The organism is Polaromonas sp., assembly GCF_030680935.1.
GTDB lineage: Bacteria > Pseudomonadota > Gammaproteobacteria > Burkholderiales > Burkholderiaceae_C > Polaromonas.
On sequence record NZ_JAUXUP010000039.1, the window covers coordinates 1 to 13,367 of the forward strand.

Annotated in this window: 10 protein-coding genes and 1 tRNA gene; 8 read left to right on the forward strand and 3 right to left on the reverse strand. The window is 61.6% G+C overall.

The window, feature by feature from the left end:
• The coding region (locus tag Q8L50_RS10320; RefSeq protein WP_305348587.1) for a glycosyltransferase at positions 1-868 on the reverse strand (868 nt) is incomplete at its 3' end.
• The gene (gene msbA, locus Q8L50_RS10325) at positions 865-2,778 is read right to left on the reverse strand and encodes a lipid A export permease/ATP-binding protein MsbA (protein ID WP_305348588.1); all 1,914 of its coding nucleotides are present in this window, start codon (positions 2,776-2,778) and stop codon (positions 865-867) included. The genes msbA and Q8L50_RS10320, both read right to left, overlap by 4 nt.
• 108 nt (positions 2,779-2,886) lie before the next feature.
• Here msbA and Q8L50_RS10330 point away from each other — a divergent pair, with 108 nt between their 5' ends.
• The 8 genes from Q8L50_RS10330 (at position 2,887) to Q8L50_RS10365 (ending at position 11,126) form a co-directional block, all read left to right on the forward strand.
• Positions 2,887-3,651, forward strand: coding sequence for a glycosyltransferase family 2 protein (locus Q8L50_RS10330; protein ID WP_305348589.1), 765 nt, complete (start codon positions 2,887-2,889; stop codon positions 3,649-3,651).
• 52 nt (positions 3,652-3,703) lie between these two features.
• On the forward strand, positions 3,704-4,954 hold the full coding sequence (gene tolB, locus Q8L50_RS10335) for a Tol-Pal system beta propeller repeat protein TolB (RefSeq protein WP_305348590.1): 1,251 nt from the start codon (positions 3,704-3,706) through the stop codon (positions 4,952-4,954).
• Between the two features lie 52 nt (positions 4,955-5,006).
• Positions 5,007-5,552, forward strand: coding sequence for a peptidoglycan-associated lipoprotein Pal (gene pal, locus Q8L50_RS10340; protein ID WP_305348591.1), 546 nt, complete (start codon positions 5,007-5,009; stop codon positions 5,550-5,552).
• A gap of 15 nt (positions 5,553-5,567) precedes the next feature.
• Positions 5,568-6,341, forward strand: a complete 774-nt coding sequence (gene ybgF / locus Q8L50_RS10345; RefSeq protein ID WP_370869781.1) for a tol-pal system protein YbgF — start codon at positions 5,568-5,570, stop codon at positions 6,339-6,341.
• Positions 6,342-6,464: 123 nt separating this feature from the next.
• Complete coding sequence (locus tag Q8L50_RS10350) at positions 6,465-7,580, forward strand: YeeE/YedE family protein (protein ID WP_305348592.1); 1,116 nt, start codon at positions 6,465-6,467, stop codon at positions 7,578-7,580.
• Positions 7,580-8,353, forward strand: coding sequence for a tRNA threonylcarbamoyladenosine dehydratase (locus tag Q8L50_RS10355; protein ID WP_305348593.1), 774 nt, complete (start codon positions 7,580-7,582; stop codon positions 8,351-8,353). The genes Q8L50_RS10350 and Q8L50_RS10355 overlap by 1 nt, the downstream gene beginning before the upstream one ends.
• Before the next feature lie 89 nt (positions 8,354-8,442).
• Positions 8,443-8,518 (forward strand) — tRNA-Lys (locus Q8L50_RS10360).
• Between the two features lie 655 nt (positions 8,519-9,173).
• Positions 9,174-11,126: a propionate--CoA ligase gene (locus Q8L50_RS10365; protein WP_305348594.1), complete on the forward strand. Its 1,953-nt coding sequence runs from the start codon at positions 9,174-9,176 to the stop codon at positions 11,124-11,126.
• Between the two features lie 97 nt (positions 11,127-11,223).
• Here Q8L50_RS10365 and Q8L50_RS10370 read toward each other — a convergent pair whose 3' ends face one another.
• Positions 11,224-13,344 (reverse strand): glycosyltransferase family 41 protein, encoded by a 2,121-nt coding sequence (locus tag Q8L50_RS10370; RefSeq protein WP_305348595.1) that lies wholly within the window; start codon positions 13,342-13,344, stop codon positions 11,224-11,226.
• Between the last annotated feature and the right edge of the window lie 23 nt (positions 13,345-13,367).

Consider the following 13,367-nt stretch of genomic DNA (forward strand, 5'->3'; position numbering starts at 1 on the left):
CCACCAGCTTGAAGTGTTTGCGGCTGAAGTCCAGGCCGCTCCACAACTCCAGCCTGCGCATCAGGTGGTACTTGTTTTCCTTGCGGGTAGGCCGGTAAGCCGGGTCTATGCGCAGCTCCTGCTCGGCACCGGTTTGCAGCCATGCCTGCACCGCCTGCGGGTGTGTGCCGGTGAAAGCCTCCAGCGCCCGTGCGTCGAACTGGCTGTACTGAATTTTCAGCGTGGTCGAGCTTGCCCAGTATTTGCTGACCTGATCCAGCTTTTTCTGCATGTCCTCGTTGCGCCGGATCCAGCCGTAGTGGTAGATGTGGGCGTTGGCCAGCGCCGCCTGCGGGTTGCGGGGTCGTTTGTGGTCGGTGGTCACCAGCCAGTACTGGCCGTCGGGCGCGTAGCTGCGGATGGTGTTTCTGATCAGGCGGCACTCGCGCCGGTACCAGCCGGGACTGACCGAGACCCACTGGGCAGAGCCGTAGAAGTGGTGGTAGTCAAACACCAGAGCTTCCACCGCTGGATTGCCATGGTGCTGCTCCACACTGGCGCGTATCGCGGCCAGGTCCTCCTCGTGCACCACCTCGTCGCCTTCCAGATAAAAAGCCCAATCGCCGGTGCAGGCGTACTGGGCGATCATTTTTTGCTGGGCATACACAAACCCCCGGTCGGCCATGCGTTCGTTCCAGAGGGTTTCAATCACGCGGATTTTGGGATCACCAATGGCCAGCACCCGCGCCAGCGTGTCATCGTTGCCACGGCCCACGGCCACCACAAACTCGTCGACCAGCGGCAGCAGCGAGCGGATAGAAGCCTCAAACGGAAAACCCAGTTCGACACCGTTGCGGATAAAGGTAAAACCACTGATGGAAATTGTCATGACAGTTGCGCTGTAACCGGTTTCTGCGAAAGATCTGCGTCGTACAGACCGAGCTTGTACAGGCGGGAGTAGGGGCCGTCGCGTGTGATCAGGCCGGCATGTGTGCCGGTCTCGACAATCCGGCCTGCGTCCATCACCACAATCCGGCTGGCATGCTGAACGGTGGACAGCCGGTGCGCAATCACCAGCGTGGTGCGGTCGCGCATCAGGCGCTGCAAGGCTTCCTGTACCGCACGCTCCGACTCGGTGTCCAGTGCCGAAGTGGCCTCGTCCAGAATGAGGATGGGCGCGTCCTTGTACAGCGCGCGGGCAATCGCCAGGCGCTGGCGCTGGCCCCCTGACAACTGGGTGGCGTTGTGGCCGGCCAACGTGTCTATGCCGCGCGGTAGCTCGGCCACAAAACGCTCCAGGTTGGCGGCCTTCAGGCAGGCCAGCACCTTGTCCCGGTCAATTTCCAGGCCCAGTGCCACATTGGCGGCCACCGTGTCATTGAGCATCACCACATGTTGGCTGACCAGTGCAAACTGGTTGCGCAGCGAGTCGAGCTGCCAGTCACGCAGTTCGTGGCCATCGAGCGCAATCAAGCCGCCACTGGGTTCAATGAAACGTGGCAGGAGGTTGACCAGGGTGGTTTTGCCGGCACCCGATGCGCCGACCAGTGCTACCGTTTCCCCAGGCGCAATCTGCAGCGTGAGAGAGTCAACGGCAGGTGCGCCGTCTTCGCTGAAGGTCACACGTACGTTCTCAAACCGGATATCGCCGCTGGCCCGCACTTTGGAGAAATCACCGCCGGGCTCGTCTGGCGTTTTTTCCATCAGGTCCAGGCCGCGTTCCAGTGCCGCCAGCCCGCGTGTGATCGGGCTGGCAACCTCTGACAGATGTTTGATGGGCGCCACCAGCATCAGCATGGCGGTGACAAAGGCCACGAAAGAGCCGACCGAGGTATCGTCGCTGGCGCTTTGCAGCAAGGCGACCGATATCACCGCGGACAAGGCCGCAGCCGCCAGCATTTGTGTGGCGGGTGTCATGGCGGCCGATGCGGCAATTGACTTCATCGACAGCCTGCGCAGTGCATCGCTGAGCTGGGCAAAGCGCAAGGCCTGCCCCTCCTGCGCGCCATGCAGCCGGACATCGCGGTGCGCCAGCACGTTTTCTTCCACTACGTAAGCCAGTGAGTCGGTGGCAGCCTGACTGGCCTTGGTCAGGCGGTACAGGCGGCTGGACAGCACCCGCATCACCCAGGCAATGGCAGGTATGAGCAGCGTGACGATGAGCGTGAGGCGCCAATTCAGATACAGCAGGTAACTCGACAGCGCCAGCAAGGTCAGGGTATCGCGGGTCAAGCCCATGACCGAAGTGACCAGCATGGAGGAGCCGTTTTGCACCTCGTACACCACGGTATTGGCCAGCGTGCTGGCGGACTGGCTGGAAAACAGGTCCAGCCGCGCGGTCAGCAGCTTTTTGAACATGGCTCGTCGCAGTTCCAGCAAGCCAAGATTGGTGACCTTGGCCAATGCAATTTGTGCCAGAAAACCGGCAAAGCCGCGCACTCCGAACAGCAGCATCAGCGACACCGGCACCACCCAGATATCAATGCCGCCCTTGCGGAAACCCTTGTCCAGCAAGGGCTGCAGCAGGGCTGGTATCAAGGGCTCGGTGGCCGACGCGACCACGGTGGCGCCAATGGCAACGGCCCAGGCGCTGGGGGATCGGCTGAAATAGGGCCAGATACGGCGCAGGCGTTGGCCTATGGGCGCCGGCGAAATATTTTCGCCAGCCGGCGTGCCGGTGCTCGTCAAGCGGCAGACCCTGACAGAGCCGCCGGGGCGCGGGTAAAACAGGCTGATAAAGCTGACATCGAAGTTGGCATGGAATCCGCCGGAGGCCCGGTAGAGTAAGCAAGCCTGCATTATCGTGGAACAATTGGCGGCCAATTCCTACAAACCAGCCTGGGTCCGGCTCCCACAATGGGACGTGATCACCAATGTGGCTCCGGGCTCAACCACAGCACCCCACCCATGAGCCTGTCCGTCATCATCATCACCAAAAACGAAGAGGCCAATTTGCAGGCATGTCTGGAGTCCGTCAGTTTCGCCAACCAGTGGGTTGTGGTTGACAGCGGCAGCAGCGACAACACGCGCGAAATTGCCACGGCGTTCGGCGCAGAAGTGACCCAGACCCAGACTTGGCCAGGTTTCGGCGCACAAAAAAATCTCGCCCTGAGTCTGGCCACTGGTGAGTGGGTGCTGTCGATAGACGCCGACGAACGTGTCACGCCCGAGCTGGCCGTTGAGATCCTGCAAGCCATTGCTGATCGCGGTACAGATGCGCTGGAGATCCCTCGCCTGACACAGTTCTGCGGGCAGTGGATTCACCACTGCGGCTGGAACCCTGACTTTGTGCTGCGACTGTTTCGGCGCGGGCAGGCGAGGTTCAGCGACGACCTGGTGCACGAGCGCGTGCTTTTGAGTTCGGGTGCGCGTGCGCGCCTGAAGGGACGCCTGCTGCACTACAGCTACCCGACCCCCGCACACTACTGGCGAAAACTGGAGCAATACAGCATGGCCTGGGCCCAACAAGCCCACGCGCGCGGCAAGCCCAGCTCCATGCCACGGGCGGTAATATCGGGGCTGATCGCGTTCATCAAAAGTTATTTTTTCCGGCTTGGTTTTCTCGATGGCAGCATGGGCTTTGCCGTGTGCGCCATGCAGGCCCAGGCCGCCTTTGGCAAATACTTCACTCTTTACTGCCTGAATCAGCAACATGTATCCAAAAAATCCTGACCTTTATTTGTGGACCCGACTGCCGTCGAGGCGACGCGGCTTTCTTGCTGGCATGTCAGGGGGTGTGGGCGCCCTGGCAGCGCTGCCCGCCTGGTCCCAATTCCGGGTCGAGGTGTCGGGCGTGGGCTTGACCCAGTTGCCCATCGCCATTGCCCCCTTTCGGGGAGACCCGCAATCGCTACAAAAAATCGCTGCGATTGTGCAGGCCGATCTGGAGCGCAGCGGCCAGTTTCGCGCGGTCGATGCCAGCGGTAACACCCTCGATGAAAGTGCCAGACCCGATCTCTCCCTTTGGCGCCAACGCGCTGCCGACTCCTTGCTGACCGGGAGCGTGACGCGGCTGGCCGACGGCCGCTTTGACGTACGCTGCCGTCTGTGGGATGTAGTGCGTGGCGCCGACCTGGGGGGGCAGAGTTACGTGGTGCCCCCGGGGGATTTGCGTTTGTCGGCGCATCGCATCGCGGATTTTGTGTACGAAAAACTGACCGGCGAGAAGGGCGTTTTTTCCACCCGGATTGCCTACGTCACCAAGGCAGGTCAGCGGTTTAACCTGTGGGTGGCCGACTCTGACGGCGAGGGGGCGCAGTCCGCGCTAACCAGTCCCGAGCCCATCATTTCCCCGGCATGGTCACCCAACGGTGCCCAACTGGCCTATGTGTCTTTCGAATCGCGCAAGCCGGTGATTTATGCCCACGATGTGGCCTCCGGCAAGCGCAGGCTGCTGGCCAATTTTCGCGGTTCCAACAGCGCACCGGCCTGGGCACCCGACGGCAACCAGCTGATCGCCACCTTGAGTCGTGACGGCGGCTCGCAGCTGTATGCGATTTCCGCAGCCGGAGGTGAGCCGCGCCGCTTGACCCAGTCCTCCAGCATAGACACCGAGCCGGCCTATTCGCCGGATGGGCGATCGGTTTACTTTGTCAGCGACCGGGGCGGATCGCCGCAGATCTATCGCATGAGCGCCAGCGGCGGAAATGTGGAGCGCGTGACCTTTACCGGGAGTTACAACATATCGCCTGCCGTCAGCCCTGATGGGCGCTGGCTCGCCTATATTTCACGCATAGGTGGCGCTTTCAAGCTGCATCTGATGGAGCTGGCCAAGGGAACTGCGGTGGCCATCACCGACACCAACGCCGACGAAAGTCCGAGTTTTGCGCCCAACAGCCGGCTGATTGTTTATGCCACCCAGCAGCAGGGCAAGGAAGCACTGCTCACCACCACGCTGGACGGCAAGATCAAAGCCCGTCTGACAGGCGCCATCGGCGACATCCGCGAACCTGACTGGGGACCTTTCCAGAGGTAGCCCATGCACATCTGGCTCCATCCTTTTATTTTCTTTGAAGAAAGAGTTCCTCATGAAACGCATCCTCCTTTCCCTCGCCAGTACCCTTGTCCTCAGCGTCGCCGTGGTTGGTTGCAGCTCGGGCGTCAAACTCAATGAGACCCCTGTCGAAAACAGGACGGCCACCGCTGTCACACCAGCGGGCGGAGGCGATTCGACCGGCGTAGCTGCGCGCGACGTGGCACCCGTGCTGATTGGCGCTACCGACCCTTCCCTGGCTGGGCCGGCCGGCGCCGCCAAGGTGATCTACTTCGATTACGACAGCTTCGTCATCAGGCCAGAAGCGCAGGGTACGGTCGAAGCCCATGCCCGTTTTTTGAGTTCCAACAAAACCAGAAAACTGGTCATTGAGGGCAGTACCGACGAACGTGGGGGGCGCGAGTACAACCTGGCGCTCGGTCAAAAGCGTGCAGAGGCCGTGCGCCGTGCGCTGGCGCTTCTGGGTGCCGCCGACAGCCAGATCGAAGCCGTGAGTTTTGGCGAGGAGAAGCCTGCGGTGTCGGGCTCCGACGAGGATGCGTTCGCCAAGAACCGCCGCGCCGAGTTCAACTACCGCTAAGCCGGAGCATTGATCTTGAAGACCTTACGGAGCACCTTTGGCGCAGTTGCCTGCGCGCTGGCATGTACCGTGTCGCCGCTTGCCCACGCCGGCCTGTTCGAGGATGACGAGGCCCGCAAGGCCATTCTGGATATGCGCCAGCGGCTGGACGCCTCGCAGCTTCGCCTGACGGAAGAACTGCGCAAATCCAATGAAGACAATGCGCAGCTACGCCGCAGCATGCTGGACTTGTCCGGTCAGATCGAGATGTTGCGCGGTGAACTGGCCAGAATGCGCGGCCAGGGTGAGCAGTACGCGCGCGAGCTCGCTGAGGTCCAGCGGACGCAGAAGGATCTGTCGCAAGGCGTGGACGCCCGGCTAAGCAAGTTCGAGCCCTCCAAAATTACGGTGGACGGCAGGGAGTTTGTGGCCGATCCGGCAGAAAAGCAGGAGTTTGACGCCGCGCTGGCGGTGCTGCGCAAGGGTGAATTTGGACCCGCGCAAACGGCGTTCCTCAATTTTTTGAAGCGTTATCCGCAGAGCGGCTACAAGGCTCCAGCCCTGTTCTGGCTTGGCAATGCGCAGTACGCTTTGCGCAATTACAAAGACGCAATCACCAATTTTCGTTTGCTGGTGGCCACCGACTCAGAGCACGTGCGCGCGCCTGAGGCGGTTCTGGCGATTGCCAATTGTCAGGTCGAGCTCAAGGACACCAGGGGCGCCCGCAAGACCCTGGAAGACCTGATCAAGGCCTACCCCCAGTCGGAAGCCTCGTTGGTGGCCAAGGACCGCCTGACGAAGCTGAAATAGAGCCCCAACGCTTGTCGCTTCGCGTGCCTTCGGCGGTCGTGGCGCCTTGCACGACGAAGAGGGGCGCCGCGATGGGAAGGCAGTTGTGGCGCATCGCCGATAGACAGCCCCTAAAATCGGTGGATGGACATTACCCAGCTCAATACGCTTACCACCCAGGTTCTCTGGGCGGCCTTCATTCTTGCCGCACTGTTTGGCGCGATTGCACAACGCACGCACTTCTGCACCATGGGCGCCGTCAGCGACATCCTGAACATGGGCGACTGGACGCGCATGCGCATGTGGGGCATGGCCATCGGTGTCGCCATGATTGGTTTTTACGGCATGGCTGCGGCCGGGCTGATTGACCCGTCCAAAACCCTGTATGCCTCAAACCGGTTTATCTGGCTGTCGGCGCTTGTGGGTGGCGGAATGTTCGGCTTTGGCATGGTGCTGGCATCGGGCTGCGGCAGCAAGACATTGGTGCGCATAGGTGGCGGTAGTCTCAAGTCACTGGTGGTTTTCGTGGTGATGGGTGTGGCGGCGTTTGCAACCCTTAAGGGCATCACGGCTGTGCTGCGTGTCGCCACGGTGGACCGTGTTGCGATTGATTTCTCCAGTAACGCTGCTCTGTCCAACTGGGCCGCCGCGGTGTCTGGCTGGTCGCCGGCGGTGGCGGGACTGGTCATCGCTCTGGTGCTAGGTGGGGGATTGATTGTCTGGGCCCTGGCAGGCCCGGATTTCCGCCGCCCGGACAATCTGCTCGCAGGTTTGGGTATTGGCGCCGTGATTGCCGGGATGTGGTGGGTCAGCGGCCACCTGGGTTATGTGGCCGAGCACCCCGATACCTTGCAGGAGGCTTTCCTCGCCACCAATTCCGGTCGCATGGAAGCGTTGAGTTTTGTCTCGCCCGTGGCCTATACAGTGGACTGGTTCATGTTTTTCAGTGACAAGGCCAAGCTCTTGACCATTGGCATCGTGTCTGTGTTTGGTGTGGTTGTTGGCTCGGCGCTTTATGCGCTGCTGTCACGCAGCTTCCGCTGGGAAGGTTTCCGTGATGCCGAAGACACCGGCAACCATCTCGTGGGTGCTGTCCTGATGGGCGTAGGCGGCGTCGCAGCCATGGGTTGCACCGTCGGGCAAGGCCTGTCCGGTATTTCGACGCTGAGCGCCACCAGCTTTGTCGCGGTGGCAGCGATTGTGGCCGGCTGCGTGGCCGGTGTGCGTTATCAGGTGTGGCGCCTTGAGCGCAGTGTCTAGTGGATGCTGATCTGGAGCGCCGCTTCGGCGGGCTGGCGCGCCTTTACGGCGCAGTGGGCGCACAAAAAATTCGCGCATCGCACGTGGTGGTGGTGGGCCTGGGCGGGGTCGGCTCCTGGGCTGCTGAAGCCCTGGCGCGCAGTGGCGTGGCGCGGCTGACGCTGATTGACCTGGACCACATCGCGGAGTCGAACATCAACCGGCAGATCCACGCGCTCGACACCACTGTGGGCCAGGCCAAGGTGCTGGCCATGCAGGAGCGTATCGCCCACATCCACCCTGGTTGCGAAGTCTGTTGTGTGGAAGAGTTTGTGGATGCGACCAACTGGCCGGCGCTGGCCGGATTGACAGTTGGTGCCGAAATTTCAGTGATCGACGCCTGTGACCAGGTCAAGGCGAAAGCCGCGTTGGCCGCCTGGGCTATCCAGAACAAAATCAACTTCATCAGCGTAGGCGCTGCAGGCGGCAAACGGCACGCGCACAAGGTTGATATTGAAGACCTGTCATTGGTCACGCACGATCCCCTGCTGGCGCAATTGCGCTACCGCCTGCGTAAAGAGCAGGGCGCTGCACGCACCGGAAAAATCGGCGTTGCCTGCGTATTCAGCCGCGAGGCCGTCATGCAGCCAGTGGCGTTGGCGGAATGCGAGGTCCCGGATGGTGCACAAGTCGACGGTAGCCTCAATTGTCACGGCTATGGATCGGTCGTCAGCGTGACGGCCACCTTTGGTCAGTGTGCAGCGGGGTGGACCTTGTGCAAAATTGCAGAGTGAGTTTGCAAAGCACCAAAAAATGACGCTATAATTCAAGGCTTTGCTGCACACGATGCAGCAAGAACCGGACTCATCCAACGATGAGTCTCGGGGCCTTAGCTCAGTTGGTAGAGCAGCGGACTTTTAATCCGTTTGTCGTGGGTTCGACCCCCGCAGGCCCCACCAATAAAATCAATGGCTTAGCCGCAAGGCTAGGCCATTTTCTTTTTTCGGATCTGAGAAAAACATGTCCAAGTTGACCATGTTTTATCGCGGGCCCGCTGGATCCGGTTTGCAGCGAAATCCAGATGTTCCGTCGCGTATTTCGCATCGGCCTACCATCAGTCTTGCCTTCCAGTCCTCAGGTCCTTGATCGCATCGCAAGACGTTCCTGCCTGACGTGTTTCGAAGGCCAGGTTGGCGCAAATCGTGAAACCGAAAATCCTCAATGCCAGCGGCCTTAAATGAGCTTGTACTACGAAGCCGTGCTGTTTGTCGCTCTTTGAATCGGCGCACTCCTTAAGGTAAGAAAAGTTGCGGGTTCTTTCCTCGCTGCTGTTCCAATACTTTCATCACAGCTTGATGGGGTTCTGCTGGGGTCAGTGCGGTCATTGAAGTTGGGGCAGCGACGCACCTGCGCCGCAAAGGGGCGCGCACGGCTGGGGAACGTGCCAGCGTTTGTCGCGAACGGGGCGTCAGTCCAGTGAAAGCCTGTTATTTATAATTATAAATTCAATTCATTCATGCTAAATATTGAAACTTCACAATCTCGCCCGATGCCATACGCTGCAAAGGTTGCGGCTCTGTATTGGGGACGGGCTGCGACTGAGCGCGCGCCCTGGTGAAGATACATGCAGCAAAAAAAGCAAACCGGAGACACCCGATGACAAGCTACGCCGACTTCTACCGCCAATCCATTGAAGAGCCTGACGTCTTCTGGACCGAGCAGGCCAAACTGATTGACTGGCAGCAGCCTTTCACGCGGGTGTGCAACAACGGCAAACCGCCGTTTGTGCACTGGTTTGAAGGGGGTACCACCAACCTGTGCCACAACGCGGTGGACCGGCACCTGAAGGACAGGGCTGATCAGGCGGCCCTGATTTATGTCTCGACCGAAACCGGTATCGAGAAGACCTACAGCTTTGCCGAGCTACACGCAGAGGTTCAGCGCATGGCGGGCAGCCTACAGGCGCTGGGCGTGCAAAAGGGAGACCGGGTGCTGATCTACATGCCCATGATTGCCGAAGCGGCGTTTGCCATGCTGGCCTGCGCACGTATTGGCGCCATTCATTGCGTGGTGTTTGGCGGCTTTGCCAGCGGTTCGCTGGCCTCACGCATTGAAGACGCCACACCCAGGGTGATTGTCAGTGCCGACGCGGGCTCGCGCGGCGGCAAGATCGTCCCTTACAAACCGCTGCTGGATGAGGCGATCCGCCTGTCCAGCCACAAACCCGAGTCGGTGCTGCTGGCCGATCGCGGCCTGTCGCCTATGCAGCTGGTGGCAGGCCGTGACCACCTGTGGTCAGACCTGCGCGCGCAACACCTGGATGCGAAAGTGCCTTGTGAGTGGCTGCAATCCACCGACATCAGCTACACGATTTACACCAGCGGCACCACCGGCAAGCCCAAGGGTGTGCAGCGCGATACCGGCGGTTATGCGGTGGCGCTGGCCGCCAGCATGAAACACATCTTTGACGGCCGTGCCGGCGAGACCTACTTTTCTACCAGCGACATTGGCTGGGTGGTAGGCCACAGCTACATCATTTACGGCCCGCTGATTGCCGGCATGGCAACCCTGATGTACGAGGGCCTGCCGACCCAAGGCCTGGACAAGCAGCCCGACGGCGGCATCTGGTGGCGCCTGGTCGAAAAGTACAAGGTCACCGCCATGTTCAGCGCGCCCACGGCGGTGCGCGTGCTGAAAAAACAGGACCCGACGCTGTTGAAAAAATACGACCTGTCCAGCCTGCGGGCGCTGTTCCTGGCCGGCGAACCGCTGGACGAACCGACGGCGCGCTGGATCAGCGAGGGTTTGAATGTGCCGATCATTGACAACTACTGGCAGACTGAAAGCGGCTGGCCGATTTTGACGATTGCCAACGGGGTCGAGAAAAAAGCCAGCAAGTTCGGCAGCCCTGGCATACCTATGTACGGCTACAGGATCAAGCTGGTGCACGAGTCCACCGGGGAAGAGCTGACCCAGCCGAATGAAAAAGGCGTGGTGGTGCTGGAGGGGCCTACACCCCCGGGTTTCATGCAAACAATCTGGAAAGACGACGCGCGTTTTGTCAACACCTACTGGAAAAGTGTGCCCGGCAGGATGGTGTACAGCACGTTTGACTGGGGCATTCGCGACGAAGACGGTTATTACTTCATCCTGGGCCGCACCGACGACGTGATCAATGTGGCCGGGCACCGGCTGGGCACACGCGAGATTGAGGAGAGTATTTCAGGGCATGCGGGCGTGGCTGAGGTGGCGGTGGTAGGTGTGGCCGATGCGCTCAAGGGCCAGGTGGCCATGGCTTTTGTGGTGCCCAAAGACGGCAGCGTGCTGGCCGACAGCGCCGACGCGCTCAAGCTCGAAGGCGAGATCATGAAACGCGTAGACCAGGACCTGGGGGCCTTGGCGCGGCCCGCCAGGGTGCGTTTTGTGTCGGTGCTGCCCAAAACCCGCAGCGGCAAACTCCTGCGCCGCGCAATTCAGGCCGTGTGTGAGGGCCGCGATGCCGGCGATTTGACGACGCTGGATGATCCGGCGGCTTTGCAGCAGATCAGGGAGCTGATGACCGCCTGATATGATTGATTAGTTTAAATTGGCATCCAGCCCTTGCTGCATATGGGCAAGCAGCTATAAAATGTATAGCGACGTGAAGGTTTGAGGCGCTTTCTGATCAGTCGGGGTCAAGCTCCAGCCGGCAAGGTGGCAACCCAGCGCGGGCACGGTCAACCATGGCGGTCCAAGCTGCCTCGCAATCGCTCAGTCGCGCCTGCAGGTCAAACAGGGGCGCAGTGTTTTGCGCAGCTTGCAGCTGCGCGCGCAGGGCGGTCAGTCGCGGCGGATCGCGCAGGAGCGCCAGCGCAGTGGCCAGATAGCTGGCCCTGTCGTGGGTCACTCCTTCGGACAGACCGGCCGCATGCAACATGCTGACGCCCAGTCGCATGGCACCATGCTGGCCAGCGCAACTGACGGCTGGCAGCCCGCTGTGAAGCGCTTGCGCGAGGTAGCGGCCGCCGCATATTCGCAATGGGTCCAGAAACAAATCGGCAAGCGGCAGCAGCGCACTGGAGGGGTGGGCCGATTGCGCGCTGACAAAAACCAGGCGAGCAGGGTCCACGCCCTGCAACTGCGCCGCCGCCTGGAGGTGTTGCCGGGTTGCCGCTGCAAAGGCGGGCAGCCACAAGACCGCGTCAGGCTGGTCCAGCAGCAACTGCAGCCACAGATCCAGGGTGTCTGGGTCTATGTGCAGGGCGGGCACAAAGGCACACAGAACGGGTGCGCTGTCAGGAAGACCCAGGCCCCGACGGTGCAATACCGGCCCTGGCAAAGCTCGGATGAAACCGTCCATCCAGCAGGTGTAGGGCGGCCGCACCAGCGCACTGGAGGTGCTGCCTGGCTGCGCACCAGCATGAATGATCCGGTCGGACAGCGCATAGTCAAATGGTCCGCCCGGTACGTGCCCCTGCCAGGGGAGAAGCTGGACCTGCACCGGTGCGACACGCCGCAGCGCGATGTTTGGCCGCCACCAGGGCGTGCCAAACGTCGAGTCGATCCACAAATCAAGGCGGTCGAGCCGGATGCGCTGCGCCGCCTCGTCGTCGCTGAAGTGCGCTATTTCGACGACGCTGTGCGCCATCAGGGGCTCGGCCAACACGGCTTGCGGCTGCGGCGTGGGCGAGTACAGATGAAAGGCAAAACGCGTGGCGTCATGCAGCGCCAGCCGGGCGGCCAGGTTGAGAGTGGCAGCCTGGTCGTGCAGGCTGTGTACGGCCAGGCCGACGTGAATGCGGCTGTCATTTACACGAAAGGATGGTTTGACTGAAAAGGCCGGCAGGGCAGGCCGCTGGTCAGCAGCCAGCCCGGACCACGCCAGCTGGCCGAGGCGCTGCGTTTCTTCTTCTGTCAGCCCCAGTGCCAGGCCGTAATACATCGCCAGGTGAAGCTCTGCCGTGCGTCCGCCGTGTGTCGGCCCGGCGCTCAACTGGCGCAGCAGCGCGGCGGCGCGGGGTGCGCTGCGCCAGTCGCCTTCGTCCATCGCCTCAAACGTCTGCCGAAGAAACAGGCTGCGCGCGTCGGGGCCGTTCTGTCCATGGACATCCGTGTTATGGCTGGCCGCTGAGCCCAAAAACTGTCGCCAGGCAGCGCTTGCGGCGGGATTCAGCCCGGCCAATGCCTGCGCGGCCGCTTCAAAATCGCCGTGGAGCGCCAGGGCCATCACCTGACGGCAGGCGATCTGCGGGTCGTCAGGAAAGCGTTGCAGCGCCTCGCCCATATGCACCAGGGCCTGGTCGGCTTGGCGGGCACCGAGGAGGCAGTCGAGCAGATGCAAGCAGGCATCGGCGCGTTCAGGCGTGGCGGCCACCCATTGTTTGGCGTACTCAATGGCCGTTGGCCAGTTGCCCAGGCGTTGGGCGATCACGCTGTGCTGGGCCAGCGCGTACCAATGATCGGCCTGAAGCGACAGGGCGCGGTCCAGATAGTGTTGCGCGTCCGGCAACAGGCCACAGGCAGCCGCAGCCACCGCGAGGTTGGTGGCGCCCTCGGGATCGCCCAGAAGCAGCGCCTCCACGCGGCGCAAGAGCCGCAGCGCTGCCTGGGGGCGGTCCAGTTCGTGCAGCAAGGCGGCGCAGGCGCAGGCCGCGTGGACGTTTTCTGGTGCCAGCGCCACGGCCGACTGAAACGCCGTCAGGGCCGCAGCGCGATCACCTGCAGCGTGGGCTGTGCTGCCTTGCGCCATCTGCAGCGCAAAAGAAGGTGGCAAGGCATGCGCTTGCAGCGGGGGCGGCGATGTCATGGGGAAATTATGTGACAGACTCA

Excerpts from the sequence above, each read along its gene's own strand:
- msbA (WP_305348588.1), bottom strand. The coding sequence starts at position 2,778 with ATGCAGGCTTGCTTACTCTACCGGGCCTCCGGCGGATTCCATGCCAAC.
- Q8L50_RS10330 (WP_305348589.1), top strand. The coding sequence starts at position 2,887 with ATGAGCCTGTCCGTCATCATCATCACCAAAAACGAAGAGGCCAATTTG.
- tolB (WP_305348590.1), top strand. The coding sequence starts at position 3,704 with ATGTCAGGGGGTGTGGGCGCCCTGGCAGCGCTGCCCGCCTGGTCCCAA.
- pal (WP_305348591.1), top strand. The coding sequence starts at position 5,007 with ATGAAACGCATCCTCCTTTCCCTCGCCAGTACCCTTGTCCTCAGCGTC.
- Q8L50_RS10350 (WP_305348592.1), top strand. The coding sequence starts at position 6,465 with ATGGACATTACCCAGCTCAATACGCTTACCACCCAGGTTCTCTGGGCG.
- Q8L50_RS10370 (WP_305348595.1), bottom strand. The coding sequence starts at position 13,344 with ATGACATCGCCGCCCCCGCTGCAAGCGCATGCCTTGCCACCTTCTTTT.